Source organism: Microbispora catharanthi (assembly GCF_006334915.2).
GTDB classification, from domain to species: domain Bacteria; phylum Actinomycetota; class Actinomycetes; order Streptosporangiales; family Streptosporangiaceae; genus Microbispora; species Microbispora catharanthi.
On record NZ_VDMA02000003.1, the window covers coordinates 393551 to 414492 of the forward strand.

Sequence of the window (20942 nt, forward strand, 5' to 3'; positions counted from 1 at the left end):
CAGTCCGACGGGCCCGGCAGCGTGAGGAACGCCTCCGCCTGGAGCGCGGAGACGCCGATGCGCGGCAGATCGCGGGCGGTCGGGTAGACCAGGAACCTCGGCTCCCACAGCGGCCTGAACTTGGCGTTGAAGCGGTACAACGACTCGATCTGGAACCAGCGGGACAGGAAGACGAGGATGCCGCACCACGCGCGCAGCACCGGCCCCGCCCCCAGCCGCTCCCCCCGCGCCAGCGCGGAGCGGAACATCGCGAAGTTCAGCGACACTCTGGTCACGCCGAAGTCCGGCGCGGCCTGCAGGGCCCGTACGATCAGCAGTTCGTTGAGCCCAGGGTCGGCCTCGCGGTCGCGCCGCATGAGGTCGAGGGAGATGCCGTCGGCTCCCCAGGGCACGAAATGCAGGACGGCCCGGATGTCCCCGCCCGGCGACTCCTCGCCCTCGGGCGTGGCCCGGTGGGCGGTGACCACCAGGCAGCCGGCGTCGGCGGGGTCGCCGAACCGGCCGAGCGCCATCGAGAAGCCCCGCTCGGTCTCGGTGCCTCTCCAGAAGTCGGCCGCGTTGCGGATGCGCTCGCGCTCCGCCTCGCTCAGATCGCCCGCCCGCCGCACCCGGCAGGTGTAGCCGAGCCGCTCCACCCGCTTGACCATCTGGCGCACGTTGCGCATGGCCCGGCCTTCCAGCGTGAAACCGGACACCTCCACGACGGCCTCGTCCCCGATCTCCAGCGCGTCGAGGCCGCCCTCTCTGGTCCACACCCCGCCGCCGGTCTCGCCGCATCCGATCACGGCAGGGACCCATGCGTGCCGCCTGGCCTCCTCCAGGAACCGCCTGATCGCGCCGGGCCACGCCTCCGGGTCGCCGATCGGGTCGCCGCTGGCCAGCATCACCCCGGCGACGACGCGGTAGGCCACGGCGGCCTTGCCGCTGGGCGAGAAGATCACGCTCTTGTCCCGGCGGAGCGCGAAGTATCCGAGCGAGTCCTGCCGGCCGTACCGGTCGAGCAGGGCCCGCAGACGCCGCTCGTCGTCCCCGGTGAGCGCCGCGACCGGCCGTTCCGGCCGGAGGGCCAGGTAGATCGTGGTGACGGCGGTGAGCGCGCCGAGCCCGGCGAGCGAGAAGTAGACCAGGTCGCCGGTGCGCTCGGACGTGAACACGACCGGCCCCTCCAGGCCGACCAGGCCGAGCACGACGTGCCGCAGCTGGTCGCCGACTCCGGGGTGGCCGGCGACCGTCCGGTGGCGCGTGGCGACGAGGATCCACCCGATCACGACGTCGAACGCGCCGAGCACCAGCAGGTTCCACAGCGCCCGCCAGCGCGAGCGCGGGTCGGACAGGGCGTAGAACTCCCGTCTGTTGACCAGCAGCACCACGCACAGGAGCAGCGACACCGACGCGGCGACCGGGTGCCGGTGCAGCCCCTCGAGCACGGTGCCCACCGGCAGCAGCACCACGACCGCGCGCCAGGCCCGTGCCTTACGCCGCCTGAGAGCGTGGGCAAGCATGATCAGCAAAATGCCGACCAGCAACGACGCCGTCTCGGCGAGCGTGGTGACACTGCCCGGCAGGACGCTCGCGATCTCGCTGATCCTGCTTCCGCGCAGGCGCGGGAACACGCCTTTGACGATGTCCAGGATGCCGATGAACAGCGCGGCGTACGCTGCCGCTGCGGGCACCCATGGACGCGCTATCCCGTTCCGGGAAATGTGTGTCCGACGGCTCACGGGACGAGACCTTAAGTGGTGATATCCGCTCCGGGAGCAAGGATCGCGATCCTTAACCGCTCCCTTACGCCTCGCGAGTACCTTTACATGAACCGGCACCACGGGGGACTTTAGGAGAGGCCGGATTTGGAGCTCACAACGGCGCACGTGCAGGTCCTGTTCGTCGCGCTCGCCGTCGGCGGGCTGGTCGCGACGGTCTGGATGTGGCCCCGGCTGAGCGGGCCGTCCTGGCGCTCCGTCGCCGCGCGGGTGGGCGTGCTCGTCGCGGACCAGACCCTGCTGCTGCTCGCGATCGCCGTCGTGGTCAACGCGTACTTCGGGTTCTTCGGCTCGTGGGGCGACCTGCTGGGGACGAACGCGGCCGACGCGCCGGCGATCACGGCAGGCTCGGCGGGTGCGGCGGCCGGCGGGGCGGGCCTCGTCCGGGTGCTCGGCAGCAGGCCGGTGGAGGTCACCAGGCCGAAGGCCGGCCTGCCCGCGGGGCGTCTGGAGGAGGTGACGATCGCCGGGGCGAGGACCGGACTGAGCTCGTCGGCGTACGTGTACCTGCCGCCGCAGTATTTCGACACGAAGTACGCCGGCCGGCGCTTCCCTGTGATCCTCGGGCTGACCGGCTATCCGGGCGACGCGGAGAACCTGGTCACCCGGCTCGACATGCCCACGCTCACGGCGACCTCGATCCTCACCCACGAGATCGGCCCGACCGTCCTGGTGCTGATGCGCCCGACGGTCGCGCCGCCCCGGGACACCGAGTGCGTGGACGTGCCGGGTGGACCGCAGGTCGAGACGTACTTCACCTCGGACGTGCCGCGGGCGGTGGCCGCGGCGTTCCGGGTCGGCACCGGAGCCGCCGGCTGGGGCGTTCTCGGCGAATCGACCGGAGGCTACTGCGCGCTCAAGCTGACCATGCGGCACCCCGAGGCGTTCTCGGCCGCGGTGTCCCTGTCCGGGTATTTCCACGCCCCGGTGGACGTGACCACGGGCGACCTGTTCGGCGGGAACCGGCGGCTCCGGGACGAGAACGACCTGATGTGGCGGCTGTCCAACCTGCCGGCCCCGCCGGTGTCCGTCCTGGTGGCGAGCAGCCGTCAGGGCGAGTCCGACTACCGGGCGACGACGGACTTCATCGCGGCCGTGAAGGCGCCCATGCGGGCGTCCTCGCTGATCCTGCCGAGCGGGGGCCACAACTTCGCCACCTGGAACAGGGAGCTTCCCCAGGCCCTGCCCTGGCTCGCCCAGCAACTGCACGCGCCCGCGCAGACGCCGTCCCGGTCCACGAGCGAGCAGGAGACCAAGCGCCTCGCCCATGGATCGCCCCGGCGGCCTCGCCCCGGCCGTCACTCGCTCGCCCACAAGGCCGCGAAGAGGCAGGCGCCGTAGCCCGGCGGGTCGGACGTGAGAGCGTCGCGCGCTGGTATCTGTACGTCCCGTGATCGACCGGGGACACGCGGGTGAGGCGTCCCGGCGCGCGGAGGGGCGCCGGGAGGATCCTGCCGGGCGGTGGATCAGCCCCGCTCGGCGGCCTCGACGACGTTGGCCAGCAGCATGGCCCGGGTCATCGGCCCCACTCCGCCGGGGTTGGGGGCGACGAAGCCCGCGACCTCGCGTACGTCGGGGGCCACGTCACCGGTGAGCTTCCCGTCGACCCTGGAGACGCCCACGTCGAGCACGGCCGCGCCGGGCTTGACCATGTCGGCGGTCACGAGGTGGGGCACCCCGGCGGCGGCGACCACGATGTCCGCCCGGCGCACGTGGGACGCCAGGTCCTGGGTGCCGGTGTGGCAGAGCGTGACGGTGGCGTTCTCCGCGCGGCGGGTGAGCAGCAGGCCCAGCGGCCGGCCCACGGTGATGCCCCGGCCGACCACGACGACCTCGGCGCCCTTGAGCGGCACGCCGTACTCCTGGAGGAGGACCACGATGCCGCGCGGGGTGCACGGCAGCGGGGCGTCGACCATGTGGACGAGCCTGCCCAGGTTGACCGGGTGGAGGCCGTCGGCGTCCTTGGCCGGGTCCATGCGCTCGATGAGCGCCTGGGTGTCCAGGTGGCGCGGCAGCGGCAGCTGGACGATGTAGCCCGTGCAGGCCGGGTCGGCGTTCAGCTCGTCGACCGCGGCCTCCACGTCCGCCTGGCTGGCGCTCTCCGGAAGGTCCTTGCGGATGGAGGTGATGCCGACCTCCGCGCAGTCGCGGTGCTTGCCCGCGACGTAGATCTGGCTGCCCGGATCGTCGCCGACGAGGATCGTGCCCAGGCCGGGGGTGACCCCCCGGGCGGCCAGGGCCTTCACCCGCTCCGCCAGCTCACTCTTGATCTTGGCGGCGGTCGCCTTGCCGTCCAGAAGCCGCGCGGTCATGGCTCTCCCTGTCCTTCCGGGTGATCCTTCCGGATGCTTTACTGTCCCCCCTCGCGCCGCTCGATGATCCGGCGGGTGAAGGGGATGAACTCCACGATCCGCCAACCGAAGTAGGCGGCCAGCGCGGCGACGGGCAGCAGCGCGATGGGGCTGTTCCACACGCCGTTCATCGTCGCGAAGGAGCTCATGATCGTATCAAGGGGCATGGAGGGACTCCGTGGGGAGGATGGGGTGGGCGCTTCAGGCTAACCGCCCCATCGGGGTGATCGTGCCTTTTTCACCCCATCCATCCCAACGGCCGCCTCTCCGTGGCGGTACGTCGGCCTTCGCGATCAGTGGAAGAAGTGCCGGGTGCCGGTGAAGTAGAGCGTGATGCCCGCTTCCTTCGCCGCCTCGATGACCAGCTCGTCGCGGATCGAGCCGCCCGGCTCGACGATCGCCTTCACCCCGGCCTCCGCCAGCACCTGGAGGCCGTCAGGGAACGGGAAGTACGCGTCGGAGGCGCCGACCGACCCGGCCGCGCGCTCGCCGGCCCGGGAGACCGCCAGCCGGGCCGAGTCCACCCGGTTGACCTGGCCCATGCCGACGCCGACGGTCGCGCCGCCGGAGGCGAGCAGGATCGCGTTGGACTTCACCGAGCGGCAGGCCCGCCAGGCGAAGGCCAGATCGGCCAGCACCTCGGGCGAGGCCGCCTCTCCGGCCTTGAGCTCCCACGTGGACGGGTCGTCGCCCGGCGCGTCCACCCGGTCCACCGTCTGCACGAGCAGGCCGCCGTCGATGCGGCGGAACTCCGCGGCGTTCGACGGCCCCTGCGGGCAGGCGAGCAGGCGGATGTTCTTCTTCTCCCTGAGCACCTCGAGCGCGTCCGCCGCGAACGACGGCGCGACCACCACCTCCGTGAAGATCGGCGCGATCTGCTCGGCCAGCTCTCGGGTCACCTCGCGGTTGACCGCGATCACTCCGCCGTAGGCGGAGACCGGGTCGCAGTCGTGCGCCTTGCGGTGCGCCTCGACCACGTCGGCGCCCACCGCGATCCCGCAGGGGTTGGCGTGCTTGATGACGGCCACGCACGGCTCGGCGAAGTCCCAGGCGGCCCGCCAGGCGGCGTCGGCGTCCACGTAGTTGTTGTAGGACATCTCCTTGCCGTGGAACTGCTCGGCGTTGGCCAGGCCGTCCTTGCCGCCGGTGTAGAGGGCCGCTCCCTGGTGCGGGTTCTCGCCGTACCGCAGGGCGGTCTTGCGCTTCCACGCCGCGCCCATGAAGGACGGCCATTCGCCCTCGGGCGCGTACACGTTGGCGAACCAGGACGCGACCGCGACGTCGTAGGCGGCGGTGTGCGCGTACGCCGTGGCGGCCAGCCTCCTGCGCTCGGTGAGCGTGAAGCCGCCCTCGGCGACCGCGGCGAGCACCTCGCCGTACGCCGCAGGGTCGACGACCACGGCCACGGTGCCGTGGTTCTTGGCCGCGGCGCGGATCATCGCGGGCCCGCCGATGTCGATCTGCTCGACGCACTCGGCGTCGGAGGCGCCGGAGGCGACCGTGGCGGCGAACGGATACAGGTTCACCACCGCGAGCTGGAACGGCTCGATCTCCAGCTCCTCCAGCTGCTTGACGTGGGAGGGGTTGGCGCCGTCGGCGAGCAGCCCGGCGTGGACCCGCGGGTGGAGGGTCTTGACCCGTCCGTCCAGGCACTCGGGGAATCCGGTGAGCGACTCCACCTTCGTGACCGGCACGCCGTAGGAGGCGATCGCGGCGGCGGTGCCGCCGGTCGACACGATCTCCACGCCCGCGGCCTCGAGCCCCCGCGCCAGGTCTTCGAGACCCGTCTTGTCGTAAACGGTGATCAGCGCACGGCGGATGGCGATGCGGGTCACTTCGTGATCCTTCCTGGTGTCGGGCCTTCTGCGGCCTGTCCTGCGACTCGTCCCGTTCCCAGGCGCACGGTCCGCCCGGTCAGGGTCCAGCCCTCGCGGGCCATGCGGCCCACCGTCTCGACGAGGAGGCGTCGCTCGACCGTCTTGATGCGCTCGTGCAGCGACTCCTCGTCGTCCCCCTCCCGTACGGGCACCGCCTCCTGGGCGATCACCGGGCCCGTGTCCACGCCGGCGTCGACGAGGTGGACCGTGCAACCGGTGACGCGGACGCCGTACGCGAGGGCGTCGCGCACGGCGTGCGCGCCTGGGAAGGCGGGCAGCAGCGCCGGATGGGTGTTGACGACGGGGAACGCGCCCAGCACGCGAGAGCCGAGGATCTTCATGAACCCGGCGGAGACCACCAGGTCGGGCTTGTGCTCGGCGATGCGCCCGGCCAGCCTCTCGTCCCACTCCTCCCGGGTGGGGTGGTCGCCCACCCGCTCGACGAACGTGGGGACGCCGGCGCGCTCGGCCCGGGCCAGGCCCTCGATGCCGGTGCGGTCGGCCCCGACGGCCACGACGGCCGCGCCGAACGCGTCGTCTGCCGCCGCGTCCAGCAGCGCTTGCAGGTTGGTCCCCGAACCCGAGACGAGGACGACGAGCCGGACGGACAGAGCGGAACTCCTTCGTGAGCTGCCTTCGTTTTGCAGGTGATTGCCGGGAGATGGTTCCTTAGAGAGTGGTCGAGCGTGGAGGGCCGTCCCTCGACGCAGCTAAAGCGTATCGGGCGCCGGCCATCACGACTTACGACGGGTTATGCGGAACGCGAGGCGAGGAGACCGTGACAACACCCCTACAGGGGCCGACCCCTGCAACCGGAGGGCGCAGGGCCCTCGTGCTCGCCATCATGGCGCTCGTCTTCACACTGATGCTGCCGGCGGCCGGGCTGGCGCTGTCACTGTTCGCGATCGTTATCGCGATCCGTGACCTGCGCCTGCTCAACCGCGAACGACGCGGGATCGGGATGGCGACCGGAGCCGTCGTGCTCTCGTCGCTCGCGTTCGTCCTGGGCATCGTGACCACGGGATTCCAGCTCTACTTCTCCGACGAACTCACCGCGTACAACGAGTGCCGCAAGGGCGCGGGCACGGTGGCGGCCCAGCAGGACTGCTCCGAGCAGCTGATGCGGGCGTTCGAGCGGAAGATGGGCGTGGCCTGGCCCGCGGGCGTCCCGGCGCCCGCCTGACCGCACGACCGCAGGTGAGCCGTCCGCGCCGTCGCGAACGGCTCACAGGTCTTGCCTTTGACGCGCGGGTCAGGGGTTAGCGTCGCGGGGCCGTGCGGCTGTGCCGCACGAGCGGTTCCCCTCCGACACCGTAGGAGTTCCCCATGCCCCGAACCCTGCCCCGCGCCGCACGGGAGATCCGGCTCGCCGAGGTTCCGTCGTCCGGCCTTCCCGGCCCCGAGCACCTGACCGTGGCCGAGGTCCCGCTGCCCGTGCCGGGGGCCGGTGAGGTCCTGGTGCGCAACCGCTGGTTCCAGGTCTTCCCTTCGCTGCGCACGCTGATCGCCGGAGGCGTGCCGGGCACGCCCTTCCCCCCGCTTCGTCCCGGGGACGCGCTGTTCGGCCCGGCCGTCGGCGAGGTCGTCACGGCCCCCTTCGTCGAGGGCACGGATGACGGCGGTCTGCGGCCGGGCGACCTGGTCGCGCACTTCCAGGGCTGGCGTGAGTACGCCGTGGTCCCCGTGTCCGCGCCGCTGGGGGACGCCCTGCCCGATCCGGCCGCGTACCTGGCTTCTGGCGCCACCGCGTACGCCGCCCTGACCCGGATCGCCCGCCTGCGTGCGGGCGAGACGGTGCTCGTCACCGGGGGCGCCGGAGGCGTCGGGTCGCTCGCCGGCCAGGTCGCCCGGCTGCTGGGCGCGGCACGCGTGATCGGCACCACCGGCTCACCGGCGAAGGCCGAGCGCATGACCGCCGAACTCGGCTACGACGCGGTGGTGCTCCGCGACGGGAGCCCGATCGCCGGGCGGCTGGCCGAGGCTGCGCCCGACGGCGTCGACGTGGTCGTCGACACCGTCGGCGGAGAGCAGCTTCAGGCGGCGGTGGCCGCGGCGCGGCCCGATGCCCGCCTCGTCGTGGTCGGCACCCTGGCCACGCAGCTGTCGGCCGCGTCCGGCGGCACGACGGCCCCGGTGGAGCTGGACGCCTTCCAGCTCATCGCCAAGAACATCACCCTCCGCGGCCTCACCGGCGTCGGCGACGAGATCCACGCGGAGTGGACGGAGCGTTTCGGCGCCTGGCTCCGCTCGGGCGCCGTCGTCTTCCCGCACACGCGGATCGCGGGCATCGAACGCGCGCCGCAGGCGTTGCGTGAGTTGTTCGAGGGGCGGCACGTGGGAACGGTCGTCGTAGAAGCCTGAGCACGGCACAGGAGGTCTCATGCGGATCGGCGACGCCGCGGCGGCGGCCGGGACCACGCCACGCGCGTTGCGCCTGTACGAGCAGCGCGGGTTGCTCCTGCCGCCCCCGCGGACCTCGTCAGGCCAGCGGGAGTACGGCCCGCGGGACATCGCCCGCATCCGCCTGGTGCGCCAGTTGCTCACCCTCGGCCTGACCCTCGAGGACGTCGCCCGCTGCGCCGACCGCCTGGACCTGCTGGAGGGCGACACGCTCCCGCCGTACGGCAGCCCCGGCTGCTCCGGCGGCAGCGGAAGCGGAAGCGGTGTCGTGCAACGCCGGATCGCCGCCCTGGACGCCGAGATCGCCCGCCTGACGGATCTGCGGGACCGCCTCGCCTCGGCCGTCGCCGAGCCGCCTCGGAGTCAGTCGCGGTCCCAGGCGTAGGGATCGACGTAGATGACGTGACCCCCGCGGTCGTCGCTCTCGTCCACGATGTCCTTGCGCGGCTTCGGCGGGGGGCTCGGGGCACGACGCTTCGCGGCCGGTTTGCGCGGGATGTCGGCTACAGGGGGAATGACGTCGGCCCGCCGCGCGCCCATGTCGTCGAAGGTCTCCGCCGCCGCCGCGGCGTGCTCGTCGGTCCAGTCGTCCCTGATGACCGGGATCGGCTGGGTGTCCGCCTCGGTGGCGTCCAGCCAGTGGCCGGGCAGGTGGGCGCCGCGGGCGGGCCGCACCCGCCCGGCCGCCTTGGCGATCACGGCGCCGGCCTTCCGCACCGGCTCGGGCGGGGTGGCCGGCCGCCGGGAGATCAGCCACCAGTTCGCGATGCCGGCCGAGATGCCGGCGGCCACGCCGACCTCGAGCGTGACCGACAGCGCCACCTCCCAGGGAGACGGCCCCACCGCGGCCAGGCCCGCCCCGCCGAGCGGGCCGCCCGACAGCGCGGCGAGCGTTCCCGCGACGAGGCCGGAGGTGATCCCGCAGACGAACCCCCACAGCGGCGCGGCCTCGATCGACGGGGTCGGCGCGACGCGGGCCGTCACCACGCCGGCGACCGCCCCGGCCGCGAACGGCACCGCGATCACGCCCATGACCCAGGTGGGCGCGGCGCCGGACGACGGCAGGGCGCCCAGCAGCGGCAGCATGGGCACCGCGCTCAGCTTGACCCCGGTGGGAGCGACCAGCGTCCCGGCGCCCACCGCGAACCCGGGCCCCGAGATGTATGCCATGCCCCAGATGACGGCGTTGAAGAAGTAGAGGACCTCCAGGAGCAGGAGCAGCAGGCCGCCGACCACTCCGGGGCTGAGGACCTCCGACATCTGCTGGATCCGGGCGAAGTTGACCACCACCGACCCGAGGACCAGCACGGCCCCGGCCACGAGCATCAGCGAGGTCGCGACGGCCGTGCCGACCACGAGCGACCGCGGGCGCTCGGGCAGCAGGCGCAGCATCGACCGCCACGGCCCGATCGTGCGGGCGGTGGCCACCGAGCCGGTGACGAAGGCCAGCAGCAGATGGCTGATCAACGCCTCCCCCAGGAACGGCTGCATGACCTCGTTGCCGGAGACGAGGGCGATCACCCCGGCGAGCAGCGCGTACGGCGCGGCCAGCGAGATTCCGGCCTGGGCGATGAGCGCGAGCTGGGCGCGGCGCCGGGCGTTCTCGAGGTCGCGCGGCGTGCCCTTGGGCAGCCGGGCCGGCATCCGCACCCGCAGGTCGGCGTCCCGCGCCATCCACAGTCCGGCCCGGTAGAGCAGCACCCCCGGCAGGATCATCAGGCCGATGGGCAGCAGGCCCACCCGGCCGCCGGGAATCGCGAAACCGGCGTGGTGGGCGGCGAGCCAGAGCTGGCAGGCCGTGCGGAAGACGCCGGGCAGGCCCTCGCCGAACGGCCCGCGGGGCGCGGCCATCCAGCCGATGAGCGTGAGCGTGGTGAGCACGGCGAGGCCGACGCCGAGCGTCCCGACCGCGGCCAGCATGCCGGAGACGGGGAGCGGACGGCGGGTCTCCTCGTCGTCGCCGCCGCCCATGCGGCCGAGCACGGCGCGGGGAGCGGTCCTGAACTGATCGAGAAGGCCCGTCACGCTACCGCATCATCCCAGCCCCGCGGCCTCCCTCCACGTCGCCACGCCGAGGAGTACGCAATCCGGACGCATTGGCACGCGTACCGGCCGGGCCCGAAAACGACGCGACCTTGCGCTCGCACCACCGCGGCGGTAGGAGCGCAAGGTCGCGGACGACAGTCGGATGTACGCGCGATCAGCGGCTGGACATGATCTCGCGCATCAGGCGGGCGGTCTCGCTGGGCGTGCGGCCGACGCGGACGCCGACCTTCTCCAGGGCCTCCTTCTTGGCCTGGGCGGTGCCGGCGGAGCCGGACACGATCGCGCCGGCGTGGCCCATGGTCTTGCCCTCGGGCGCGGTGAACCCGGCGACGTAGGCGACGACCGGCTTGGTCACGTGCTCGTCGATGTAGGCCGCCGCGCGCTCCTCGGCGTCGCCGCCGATCTCGCCGATCATCACGATCGCGTCGGTCTCCGGGTCCTCCTGGAACGCCTGGAGAGCGTCGATGTGCGTCGTGCCGATGACCGGGTCGCCGCCGATGCCGACACAGGTGGAGAAGCCGATGTCACGCAGCTCGTACATGAGCTGGTAGGTCAGCGTGCCGGACTTCGACACCAGGCCGACGCGGCCCTTGGTGGTGATGTCGGCCGGGATGATGCCCGCGTTGGAGGCGCCCGGCGAGGCGATGCCGGGGCAGTTCGGGCCGATGATGCGGGTCTTGTTGCCCTTGGAGACGGCGTACGCCCAGAACTCGGTCGTGTCGTGGACCGGCACGCCCTCGGTGATGACCACGCACAGCGGGATCTCGGCGTCGATGGCCTCGCGGACGGCGGCCTTGGTGGCGGCCGGGGGCACGAAGACGACGGACACGTCGGCGCCCGTCTGCTCCATGGCCTCCTTGACCGTGCCGAAGACCGGAAGGCCCTCGTGGGTAATGCCGGCCTTGCGGGCGTTCACGCCTCCCACGACCTTCACGCCGGCGGCGAGCATGCGGCGGGTGTGCTTGGTGCCCTCACCACCGGTCATGCCCTGCACGATGATCTTGCTGTTCTCGGTGAGCCAGATAGCCATTACGCACCTACCGCGGCGAGCTCGGCGGCACGCTTGGCCGCTTCGTCCATGGTGTCGACCAGCTCGACCCGCGGCAGCGCGGCGTCGGCCAGGATCTGCCGCCCCAGGGCGGCGTTGTTGCCGTCCAGGCGGACGACCAGCGGGTGGGTCACTTCCTCGCCCCGGCTCTGCAAGAGCTGGAAGGCCGAGACGATGCCGTTGGCGACGGCGTCGCAGGCGGTGATTCCACCGAAGACGTTCACGAAGACCGACTTCACCGACGGGTCGGACAGGATGATCTCCAGGCCGTTCGCCATGACCTCGGCCGATGCGCCGCCGCCGATGTCGAGGAAGTTGGCCGGCTTGGGCTGGCCGGGGAACTCCTCGCCCGCGTACGCCACGACGTCGAGCGTGGACATGACCAGGCCCGCGCCGTTGCCGATGATGCCGACGTTGCCGTCCAGCTTGACGTAGTTGAGGTGCTTCTCCTTGGCCCGGGCCTCCAGCGGGTCCTCCGCGGCCTTGTCGACGTACGCGGCGTGCTCCGCCTGGCGGAAGTTCGCGTTGTCGTCGAGGGTGACCTTGCCGTCGAGCGCCTTCACCTGGCCGTCGGCCGACAGGATCATCGGGTTGACCTCGACGAGCGAGGCGTCCTCGTCGACGAAGACGGCCCAGAGCTTCTCGATCAGCTCGGCGGCGCCGTCCAGCGCCTGCTGCGGCAGGCCGCCCGCCACCGCGATCTCGCGGGCCCTGGCGCGGTCGACGCCCGTCAGCGGGCTGACCGGCACCTTCGCCACCTTCTCCGGCGCGGTGTGCGCGACCTCCTCGATGTCCATGCCGCCGGAGGCGGAGCAGATGGCGAGGAAGGTGCGGTTGGCACGGTCGAGAAGGAAGGAGAAGTAGTACTCCTCCGCGATCTGGCTGGCCTCCTCGATCAGGACCTTGTGGACCGTGTGGCCCTTGATGTCCATGCCGAGGATCTGCGTCGCCTTCGCCTGCGCGTCGGCGGCGTCGTCGGCCACCTTCACGCCGCCGGCCTTGCCGCGCCCGCCGGTCTTGACCTGGGCCTTGACGACAACGCGTCCGGTGAGCTGCTCGGCAGCCGCCCGCGCCTCCTCCACGGTGTGCGCGACGATTCCGCGCGGCACCGGGATGCCGTACTCCGCGAAGAGCTCCTTCGCCTGATGTTCGAACAGGTCCACGAGGGTCCGTCCCTTTTGATGTCCGAGGCCGGGCGCCGTCGTCCCGCCCGGCGTTTCCGCGCATGAAGCCTAGTCCCCGTACGAGCGTGGGCGCGTCGTCGGGTCCCACTGGAGCCTTGCCAACAACTCTCATGTACGGCAAGGTTGGGCAAAATACCTAAACGGTGGCTGGGACCGCCGAACGGACCCATTCCACAATCTCCTGCGTCGTGGACCCGGGCGTGAAAATCCTGGCGACCCCCATCTTCGCGAGTTCGGGGATGTCGGCCTCGGGGATGATGCCCCCGCCGAACACGACGATGTCCTCGGCGCCCTCCTCGCGCAGGACCTCGAAGAGCCGGGCGAACAGCGTCATGTGTGCGCCGGACAGGATGGACAGCCCGATCGCCGCCGCGTCCTCCTGGATCGCCGTACGGACGATCTGCTCCGGGGTCTGATGCAGCCCCGTGTAGATGACCTCCATACCCGCGTCGCGCAGCGCCCGCGCCACCACCTTGACCCCGCGGTCGTGCCCGTCGAGCCCCGGCTTCGCGACGACGACCCGAATCCTGCCTGCCATGAGACCTCCCTACGGTGCCCGCTGCCCGAAGCGTAACCGCCGCCCGGGGCCCGGCCCCCGAACGGCCCCGCGTCGGCCGCCCACCGGCCGCTCCCGCCGCAGCGCATGCAGACCGTCCACGAGTCCCGGCTCTCGATACGGCGAGGAGTTCGATGGCCCGCAATCAAACGTTTCGTGGCGGCGAATTGATAATCAACTGGCATAACGGGCCACTAGCTGAAGACTCACAGGAAATATGGATTATCGTGACTTTCCTGTGATCATGGTTCGAGAAGATTCCCCGGCTGCCCTCATGATCATGAGGGCACTTACGGGAGGAATCACCTTGAAGCGAGCACTCATGGCGCTGGCGTGCGCCGCGACGGCCGCCCTCGTGGCGCCCGCCGTCGCCGCCCCCGCGCAGGCTCAGCCCTCTACTCAGGCGCAGGCCCCCGCCGCCGACCCGGTGGCGGCGCTGCGCCAGCAGTTCGCCGCCGGCCACGGCGTGCGATTCGTGTCCTCGGGCACGCTGAGCATGGCCGGCGTCACGGCCGTCAAATTCACCGCGAACGGCGGCTACGCCTTCGGCCGGTCCGGCGTCATCGCCTCCGACAGCACGCAGAAAGCCAAATACAGCGACCTGCTGAAGGACGAGGACGAGGACCTGAAGGACGCGGAGAAGCCCCTCCGCATGATCGTCATCGGCAGTACGGGCTACTTCTCCGGCGGGGTCTACACGAGCATGCTGCCCGAGGGAAAGACCTGGCTGCGGCTCCCCGGGCTGCGGCCGAACTCCTCGTCGAACCCGGTGAACCCCACCGACTGGCGCAACCTCAAGGCGGTCCTCGCGACCACCAAGGCCAAGGGGCCGGGCGGCAGCGTCAACGGCGCGAAGACCACGCTCTACCGCGGCACCATCACGCTGAGCCAGCTCATGAAGGCCAGCCCGAGCGTCAAGGACAGCCTCGCCGGCCTGGCGTCCAACCCCGGCAAGACCGTGGTGTCCTGGAAGCTGTGGGTCGGCGACGACCAGCTCGTCCGCCGCGCCTCGGCCAGTGTCGACCTGAAGATGAAGGCCGAGGGCGATTCCTTCACCTTCACCCTGTCCGAAGTCGCCACGTTCGCCGGCTGGGGCAGGAAGGTGACGGTCAAGGCGCCGCCGAAGAGCCAGGTCGCCAAGCTGACCGACCTCGACGGCGACGTGCCGGACACGACGGGCACCGTCATCCTGCCCAACAACTGAACCGGGCGGGGCCGATCAGGCACGAGTGAGCATCGCGCGGCCGAGCCCCCCGCGCGGCGTGAGACAGAGGCGGCCGGCCCCCGGGTGATACGCCACCCGGGGGCCGTGGGGCCGATCAGAGCTTGTCGATCAGAGCTTGTCGATCGGGGCGTAGGCGAGAAGCAGGGTCTTCTCGCCCTCGCTGCCGAAGTCGATCTTCACCCGCGTCTTCTCGGCCTGACCGTCCACCGCCACCACGGTGCCGAGCCCGAACGTGTCGTGGGTGACCCGGTCGCCCGGCGACAGGTTCGGGATCTGCCGGCCGCCGGTCTTCTGCGCGGGAGCCGTACGGGCGGCCGGGCGGGAGGTCGCGGCGGACCAGGCGGTCTTGCCCGGGTCGCCGCGCCACTCGACCAGGTCGCCCGGCACCTCGGACAGGAAGCGCGAGGCGGGGTTGAACGACGGCGCGCCCCACGCCGAGCGGACCGCCGACCTGGACAGGTAGAGCCGTTCCTTGGCCCGGGTGATGCCGACGTACGCCAGCCTGCGCTCCTCCTCCAGCTCCTTCGGGTCGCTCAGCGAGCGCATGTGGGGGAAGACGCCGTCCTCCATGCCCGTGAGGAACACCACGGGGAACTCCAGGCCCTTGGCGGTGTGCAGGGTCATCAGCGTGACCACGCCGCCGCTGTCGTCGCCGTCGGGGATCTGGTCGGCGTCGGCGACCAGCGAGACCTGCTCGAGGAAGTCGACGAGCGTGCCCTCCGGGTTCGCCTCCTCGAACTCGGCGGCCACCGAGATCAGCTCGTTGAGGTTCTCCAGCCGGCTCTCGTCCTGTGGGTCGCCCGAGGTCTCCAGCTCCGTCCGGTAGCCGGTGGAGCTCAGCACCTCCTCCGCGAGGTCGGACAGCGGAAGCTCCTTGGCGCGCAGTTCGTCGAGCAACGTGACGAAGTCGCGGATCGCGTTCAGCGAGCGGGTGGCCACCCCCGGCGCCTCGTCGGCCCGGCGCAGCGCCTCCCAGAAGGCGATGCGCTCCCGGTTGGCGAACGCTTCGATCATCGCCTCGGCGCGGTCGCCGATGCCGCGCTTGGGCACGTTGAGAATGCGCCGAAGCGACACCGTGTCGCTCGGATTGGCCAGGACCCGCAGGTAGGCGAGCAGGTCCTTGACCTCCTTGCGCTCGTAGAACCGCACCCCGCCCACGACCTTGTACGGCAGGCCCGTGCGGATGAAGATCTCCTCGAACACGCGGGACGCGGCGTTCGTGCGGTAGAAGACCGCCACGTCGCCGGGGGTGACGCCGTGGTCGTCGCTGAGCCGGTCGACCTCCTGCGCGACGAACATGGCCTCGTCGTGCTCGTTGTCGGCCGCGTAGCCGATGATCTTCGGGCCCGCGCCCTGGTCGGACCACAGGTTCTTCGGCTTGCGGCCCTCGTTGCGAGAGATGACGGAGTTGGCGGCGTTCAGGATCGTCTGCGTGGAGCGGTAGTTCTGCTCCAGCAGGATCGTCCGCGCGTCCGGATAGTCGCGCTCGAACTCCAGGATGTTGCGGATCGTCGCGCCGCGGAAGGCGTAGATCGACTGGTCGGCGTCGCCGACGACCACCAGCTCGGAGGGCTCGACGCCCTCCCGCACCACGTCGCCGTCGGCGGTGCGCACCTCGGGCCGCCCGACCAGCTCACGTATCAGCATGTACTGCGCGTGGTTGGTGTCCTGGTACTCGTCGACCATCACGTGCCGGAACCGCCGCCGGTAGTGCTCGGCCACGTCGGGGAAGAGCTGGAACAGCGTGACCGTCAGCATGATCAGGTCGTCGAAGTCCATCGCGCCGGCCTCGGTGAGCCGCCGCTGGTAGGTGCGGTACGCCTCGGCGAGCGTCCGCTCCAGATGGGTCGAGGCCCGGTCGGCCGCCGTCTCGTAGTCGATCAGCTCGTTCTTGAAGTTGCTGACCTGGGCTGAGAAGGACCGCGGCGGGTAGCGCTTGGGGTCGAGGTCGAGCTCACGGCACACCATCGCCATGAGCCGCTGGGAGTCGGCCTGGTCGTAGATCGAGAAGCTGGAGGAGAAACCCAGCCGCTTCGCCTCGCGCCGCAGGATCCGCACGCAGGCGCTGTGGAACGTCATGACCCACATGGCCCTGGACCGCGGCCCGATGAGCTTGTCGACCCGCTCCTTCATCTCCCGGGCGGCCTTGTTGGTGAAGGTGATCGCGAGGATCTCCCCCGGCTGGACGTCACGCTCCGCCAGCAGGTAGGCGATGCGATGCGTCAGCACCCTGGTCTTCCCGGAGCCGGCCCCGGCGACGATCAGCAGCGGACTGCCCTGGTGGGTGACGGCGTCCCGCTGCTGCGGGTTGAGGCCGTCGAGCAACGGATGAGTGGCGGCTCGGGTGGACACTCTCCTTAGGTTATGGCCGCGCGCCGACATTCGGGGCCCACTCGCCCGGCAAGTCACGTTTAAGGTGATGTGCCGGACCATGAGGAGGGGCTGCTCGTGCTGGACGAGGCGGATATCAAGAAGGTGCTGGTGGTCGTCGCACATCCCGACGACATCGACTTCGGCGCGGCGGGCACGGTCGCCCGGCTGACCGAGGCGGGGGCCGAGGTGGCGTACTGCCTGGTCACGGATGGCGACGCGGGCGGGTTCGACCGTGCGATGGACAACGGCGGCATGGCGGCGCTGCGCCGGACCGAGCAGACGGCCGCGGCCAAGTGCGTGGGCGTGAGCGACCTGCGCTTCCTCGGCTATCGGGACGGCGCGGTCGAGCAGACGCTCGGCCTGCGGCGGGACATCGCCCGGGTGATCCGCCAGGTGCGACCGGACCTGGTCGTCACCTCGACCCCCGAGCGCAACTACGCGCGGATCAGTCCGAGCCACCCCGACCACCGCGCGGTCGGCGGCGCCACCCTCGACGCCGTCTACCCCGACGCCCGCAACCCCTACGCCTTCCCCGAACTGCTCGCCGACGAGGGCCTGGAGGCCTGGACCGTCCGCGAGGTGTGGCTCACCGGCGGCATGACCCCCGACCACTACGTCGACGTCACCCTGACCGTGGACCGCAAGATCGCCGCGCTGCGCGCGCACGAGAGCCAGACCTCGCACATCCCCGACCTGGACGGCATGATCAGGGGCATGCTCTCCGGTCACGCCGCCGCCGCGGGCCTCCCCGAGGGCTCGTACGCGGAGGCGTTCCAGCGGGTGATCACGGCCTGAGCCGGGCGGACGGGGTCCTCCACCCCGGGGTGGAGATCGCCTGATCTCCACCCCGGTTCTCCACCCGCGCGCCGATCCGGTGCGCGCCCGGTCTTCCTACCGTCGTGCGCATGGAAACCACGCAGATCGTCGTCCTCGCCCTCGCCGTCGTCGCCTTCGTGATCTACCGGCAGATGAGGCCGAGGCCCGTCGCCAGGCCCGTGGGCCTGATCATCGCCGCCGTGATGGTCCTGGCCGGCCTCGGCGGCGGCGGGCTCGTCGACCCCCGTCACACGGCGCTGAGCCTCGCCGTGCTCGTCGCGGAGCTCCTCGTGGCCGCCGGCCTCGGTGTGCTGCGGGCCATGACGACGCGGGTGTGGCGCGACCAGCACGGCGTGGCGTGGTCGCAGGGCGGCGTCGCGACCCTGATCGCCTGGGTGGGCTCCGTCGCCGTGCGGGTCGCGATGATCGCCCTGACCTCCCTCCTCGGCCTCGCCTCGTCGCAGAGCTCCGTGCTCCTGTTCGTCGGGGTGACCCTCGGTGTCCAGTTCCTCGTCGTCGCCCGGCGGGCGAGCGCCCTGCCCACCGTTCCCGTGCCGGGTGTCCAGACGGCCCGCTAACGTCGGGGCGTGCCCAGTCGTGACGGACATGCCGAGGCCGGCCCGGAATCCCGCCGCAGGAACGCGATCGCCGGCGCGTGCCTGCGGCTGGCCGTGATCGCCCTGCTGGTCGGCGGGCAGGCGACCAGCCCGCCGGGGTTCGGCCTGACCGGCGACCGGCTCGCCGTCACCGCGCTGACCGCCGCGATCGCCGTCACGCTGACCCTCATGGTCGTCATCCGGCTGCGGCCGATCCTCCCCGGACGCTGGAACGACGGCCCGGCGGAGGCCGTCCTCATCGGCCTCACCCTCGTGGCGACCATCGCCCTCGACATGGTCTCGGACAGCGGCCCGGCCGTCGCCGTGCTCATGTTCAGCGTCGGGGCCGCGGCCGTACGGCACCCGCTCAGCCGGTCGCTGCCGCTCCTGCTGCTGGCGCTCGCGGGCCTGGGATCGAGCGTCACGGGACTGCTACCGCCGCCGATCACCCCCGAAGCCCACCAGCGCGACCTCAGCCTGTGCGTGTCGATCTGCGTGGTCTTCGCGGTCGCCTACGCCATCAGGCAGCGCAGGGCCGCCACCGCCGCCCAGGCGGGCGAGGCCGTGCTGGCCGAGCGCACCCGGATCGCCAGGGAGATCCACGACATCCTCGCGCACTCCCTGTCGGCGCAGATCGTGCACCTCGAAGGCGCCCGGCTGCTGCTGCGCGCCGACCGGTCGCAGGAGGCCCTCGACCGGGTCGAACGCGCCCGCGAGCTGGCCAAGCAGGGCCTCGAAGAAGCGCGCAGAGCCGTGGCCGCGCTCCGCGACGACGCCCAGCCGCTGCCCGCCGCGCTGGACGCGCTCGCCGAGGACTTCCGCGACGCGACCGGCGAGGAGTGCGCCGTCGTCGTCTCCGGGGTCGAACGCCGCCTGCCGCCCGAGACCGAGCTGGCGATGATCCGCACCGCCCAGGAGGCCGTCACCAACGTGCGGCGGCACGCCCCGGGCTCCCCCGCCACCGTGAGGCTGAACTTCGGCGACCGGGAGTGCGAACTGGAGGTCGTCAACCCCCCGGGTGACGCGCCCGGGACGCCGGGAGGAGGATACGGTCTCGTGGGCATGCGCGAACGCGCCGAACTCCTGGGCGGCACCCTGGAGGCCGGCGAGACCGAGGACGGTTTCCTGGTCCGGCTGCGGGTGCCGGCGTGACCGCCCGCGTGCTCGTGGTCGACGACCAGGCCGTGGTGCGCGACGGGCTCGTCCTGCTGCTCGGCCTGCTGCCGGACATCGAGGTGGTGGGGTCGGCGTCCGACGGCGAGGCCGCGCTCCGCCTGGTCGCGGACGAACGGCCCGACGTGGTGCTCATGGACCTGCGCATGCCCCGGATGGACGGGGTCGAGGCCACCCGCAGGATCCGCGCCGAGTTCCCGGACACCCAGGTCGTCGTGCTCACGACGTACACCGACGACGAGTCGGTCTTCGCCGCGCTGCGCGCCGGGGCGCGCGGCTTCCTCACCAAGAGCGCCGACGCCGAGGAGATCGCCCGCGCCGTGACCACCGTGATGAACGGCGACGCGCAGCTCGACCCCGGCGTGCAGCGCCGCCTTCTGAACACCGTCACCGGCACGGGCGGCGACACCGGCACCGCACAACCCGGCGAGACGCCCGGCCCGGCCGCCGCGCCGGCTCACCGATCGCGGTTCTCGCCGCGCCACGCCCGCGAGACGGCCAGGGCGGGCCGGAGGCCGGGAGCGGGGACGCCGCCGGACACCGGGACGTCGCCGAACGCCGGGCCGTCGTCCAGCGCCGGTACACCGCCCGACGGGCTGACTCCGCGCGAGGCGGAGGTCCTGCGGCTCATCGCGCGCGGCCTGTCGAACGCCGAGATCGCCGCCGGCCTGTTCATCAGCGAGGCCACGGTCAAGACGCACATCAACAACCTTTTCGCCAAGGTCCGGGTGCGCGACCGCGCCCAGGCGGTCGCGTACGCCTACCGGACCGGTTTGGCCGACCCCGGCGAGGGCTGATCCAGGCGGCGGGCCACCCGGGCGGCGGCGTAGCCGAGGGAGTTCGTCGCCAGGTGGAGCAGCGCGGGCGCGAGCAGCCCGGCGCGGTGGCGCAGCCCGTGGAACACGAGCCCGGCGACCGCGGTGGACGTCACCGTCCCCGCCACCAGCCGCGCCGTCTCCAGCCGCGCCGTCTCCAGCCGCGCCGTCTTCATGGGGCCGGCGGCCTCGCCCGGGGTCTCCCCGGCGGTCAGCCGGCCGAGGGCGGGGTTGGCCCTGGCCATGTCCATGGCGGGCAACACGTGCCACAGTCCGAACAGCGCGGCCGAGGCGGCGACGGCCGTACGCGGCGGGAGCGAGCGGCCGAGCAGGGCGGGCAGCGCGCCGCGGAAGCCCACCTCCTCCAGCAGCACGGTCCCGAAGGGCACCTGGACCAGGGCCTCCTCCAGCACCCGGCGGCGCGACAGCGCCAGCGCGCGCTCGTCGTGGAACAGCGCGCGGGTGCGGGGGTGGGCGACGCCCGCCGCGTAGACGGCCGCGACGCCGGCGGCGAGCGCGCCCCCGGTCACGGCGCCGGCGCGGGCGCGGCGGAAGCCCAGCTCCCGCCAGGTCAGCCCCTCCCCGCGGACGATCAGCAGCAGCGTGCCGGTCGCGGCCGCCGAGGTCAGCGGCGCCCACCGCCGGGCGACCCGGTTGTTGAGCACGTTCGCGGCCGTGAGCACCCCGAGACAGGCCACCGTCGCAGGCTTCATCCGTCCTCC

Annotated in this window: 19 protein-coding genes and 1 pseudogene; 9 read left to right on the top strand and 11 right to left on the bottom strand. The window is 72.1% G+C overall.

All coding sequences use genetic code 11. The annotated features are described in order from the left end of the window. Positions 1-95: 95 nt before the first annotated feature. Positions 96-1868 (bottom strand): annotated as a pseudogene (locus FH610_RS07505) (phosphatidylglycerol lysyltransferase domain-containing protein); the annotation flags it as partial. On the opposite strand from FH610_RS07505, the gene FH610_RS07510 reads away from it, so the two are divergent. Then, complete coding sequence (locus FH610_RS07510) at positions 1848-3101, top strand: alpha/beta hydrolase (protein ID WP_139573544.1); 1254 nt, start codon at positions 1848-1850, stop codon at positions 3099-3101. The pseudogene FH610_RS07505 and the gene FH610_RS07510 overlap by 21 nt on opposite strands. A gap of 125 nt (positions 3102-3226) precedes the next feature. Here FH610_RS07510 and FH610_RS07515 read toward each other — a convergent pair whose 3' ends face one another. The 4 genes from FH610_RS07515 to purN all read right to left on the bottom strand — a co-directional run bounded on the left by FH610_RS07515 (position 3227) and on the right by purN (position 6599). Beyond that, positions 3227-4072 carry a bifunctional methylenetetrahydrofolate dehydrogenase/methenyltetrahydrofolate cyclohydrolase gene (locus FH610_RS07515; protein WP_139573545.1) on the bottom strand — a complete coding sequence of 282 codons (846 nt, stop codon included), beginning with the start codon at positions 4070-4072 and terminating at the stop codon, positions 3227-3229. 38 nt (positions 4073-4110) lie between these two features. Continuing rightward, the gene (locus tag FH610_RS43235; protein WP_167538689.1) at positions 4111-4278 is read right to left on the bottom strand and encodes a hypothetical protein; all 168 of its coding nucleotides are present in this window, start codon (positions 4276-4278) and stop codon (positions 4111-4113) included. A gap of 126 nt (positions 4279-4404) precedes the next feature. After that, entirely contained in the window at positions 4405-5946 is a 1542-nt protein-coding gene (gene purH, locus FH610_RS07520) for a bifunctional phosphoribosylaminoimidazolecarboxamide formyltransferase/IMP cyclohydrolase (RefSeq protein ID WP_139573546.1), read from the bottom strand. After that, on the bottom strand, positions 5943-6599 hold the full coding sequence (purN, locus tag FH610_RS07525; protein ID WP_139573547.1) for a phosphoribosylglycinamide formyltransferase: 657 nt from the start codon (positions 6597-6599) through the stop codon (positions 5943-5945). The genes purH and purN overlap by 4 nt, the downstream gene beginning before the upstream one ends. A 167-nt stretch (positions 6600-6766) precedes the next feature. Here purN and FH610_RS07530 point away from each other — a divergent pair, with 167 nt between their 5' ends. The 3 genes from FH610_RS07530 (at position 6767) to FH610_RS07540 (ending at position 8773) form a co-directional block, all read left to right on the top strand. Continuing rightward, positions 6767-7171 carry a hypothetical protein gene (locus FH610_RS07530; RefSeq protein WP_139573548.1) on the top strand — a complete coding sequence of 135 codons (405 nt, stop codon included), beginning with the start codon at positions 6767-6769 and terminating at the stop codon, positions 7169-7171. 143 nt (positions 7172-7314) lie between these two features. Next, the gene (locus tag FH610_RS07535; protein WP_139573549.1) at positions 7315-8349 is read left to right on the top strand and encodes an MDR family NADP-dependent oxidoreductase; all 1035 of its coding nucleotides are present in this window, start codon (positions 7315-7317) and stop codon (positions 8347-8349) included. 19 nt (positions 8350-8368) lie between these two features. Next, positions 8369-8773, top strand: coding sequence for a MerR family transcriptional regulator (locus FH610_RS07540; RefSeq protein WP_139573550.1), 405 nt, complete (start codon positions 8369-8371; stop codon positions 8771-8773). On the opposite strand, the gene FH610_RS07545 is transcribed toward FH610_RS07540, so the two are convergent. The 4 genes from FH610_RS07545 to FH610_RS07560 all read right to left on the bottom strand — a co-directional run bounded on the left by FH610_RS07545 (position 8752) and on the right by FH610_RS07560 (position 13204). After that, positions 8752-10413: a cell division protein PerM gene (locus tag FH610_RS07545; RefSeq protein WP_139573551.1), complete on the bottom strand. Its 1662-nt coding sequence runs from the start codon at positions 10411-10413 to the stop codon at positions 8752-8754. The genes FH610_RS07540 and FH610_RS07545 overlap by 22 nt on opposite strands. 175 nt (positions 10414-10588) lie before the next feature. Next, positions 10589-11464: a succinate--CoA ligase subunit alpha gene (gene sucD, locus FH610_RS07550; protein WP_079318281.1), complete on the bottom strand. Its 876-nt coding sequence runs from the start codon at positions 11462-11464 to the stop codon at positions 10589-10591. Then, positions 11464-12645, bottom strand: coding sequence for an ADP-forming succinate--CoA ligase subunit beta (gene sucC / locus FH610_RS07555; RefSeq protein WP_139573552.1), 1182 nt, complete (start codon positions 12643-12645; stop codon positions 11464-11466). The genes sucD and sucC overlap by 1 nt, the downstream gene beginning before the upstream one ends. 157 nt (positions 12646-12802) lie before the next feature. Next, positions 12803-13204 (bottom strand): coenzyme B12-dependent isobutyryl CoA mutase small subunit, encoded by a 402-nt coding sequence (locus FH610_RS07560; RefSeq protein WP_076433118.1) that lies wholly within the window; start codon positions 13202-13204, stop codon positions 12803-12805. Between the two features lie 325 nt (positions 13205-13529). Here FH610_RS07560 and FH610_RS07565 point away from each other — a divergent pair, with 325 nt between their 5' ends. Then, positions 13530-14426: a hypothetical protein gene (locus FH610_RS07565; RefSeq protein ID WP_139573553.1), complete on the top strand. Its 897-nt coding sequence runs from the start codon at positions 13530-13532 to the stop codon at positions 14424-14426. 129 nt (positions 14427-14555) lie between these two features. On the opposite strand, the gene pcrA is transcribed toward FH610_RS07565, so the two are convergent. Beyond that, a complete protein-coding gene (gene pcrA / locus FH610_RS07570; protein ID WP_139573554.1) occupies positions 14556-16829 on the bottom strand; it encodes a DNA helicase PcrA in 2274 nt (757 codons plus the stop codon). Positions 16830-16895: 66 nt separating this feature from the next. On the opposite strand from pcrA, the gene FH610_RS07575 reads away from it, so the two are divergent. The 4 genes from FH610_RS07575 (at position 16896) to FH610_RS45105 (ending at position 20202) form a co-directional block, all read left to right on the top strand. Then, positions 16896-17615 (top strand): PIG-L deacetylase family protein, encoded by a 720-nt coding sequence (locus FH610_RS07575; protein WP_139573709.1) that lies wholly within the window; start codon positions 16896-16898, stop codon positions 17613-17615. 110 nt (positions 17616-17725) lie between these two features. Next, positions 17726-18214 (top strand): hypothetical protein, encoded by a 489-nt coding sequence (locus FH610_RS07580; protein WP_139573555.1) that lies wholly within the window; start codon positions 17726-17728, stop codon positions 18212-18214. A 9-nt stretch (positions 18215-18223) separates the two neighbouring features. Then, entirely contained in the window at positions 18224-19384 is a 1161-nt protein-coding gene (locus FH610_RS07585) for a sensor histidine kinase (protein ID WP_139573556.1), read from the top strand. Then, complete coding sequence (locus FH610_RS45105) at positions 19381-20202, top strand: response regulator transcription factor (RefSeq protein WP_139573557.1); 822 nt, start codon at positions 19381-19383, stop codon at positions 20200-20202. The genes FH610_RS07585 and FH610_RS45105 overlap by 4 nt, the downstream gene beginning before the upstream one ends. On the opposite strand, the gene FH610_RS07595 is transcribed toward FH610_RS45105, so the two are convergent. Continuing rightward, entirely contained in the window at positions 20166-20933 is a 768-nt protein-coding gene (locus tag FH610_RS07595; protein WP_139573558.1) for a CPBP family intramembrane glutamic endopeptidase, read from the bottom strand. The genes FH610_RS45105 and FH610_RS07595 overlap by 37 nt on opposite strands. Between the last annotated feature and the right edge of the window lie 9 nt (positions 20934-20942).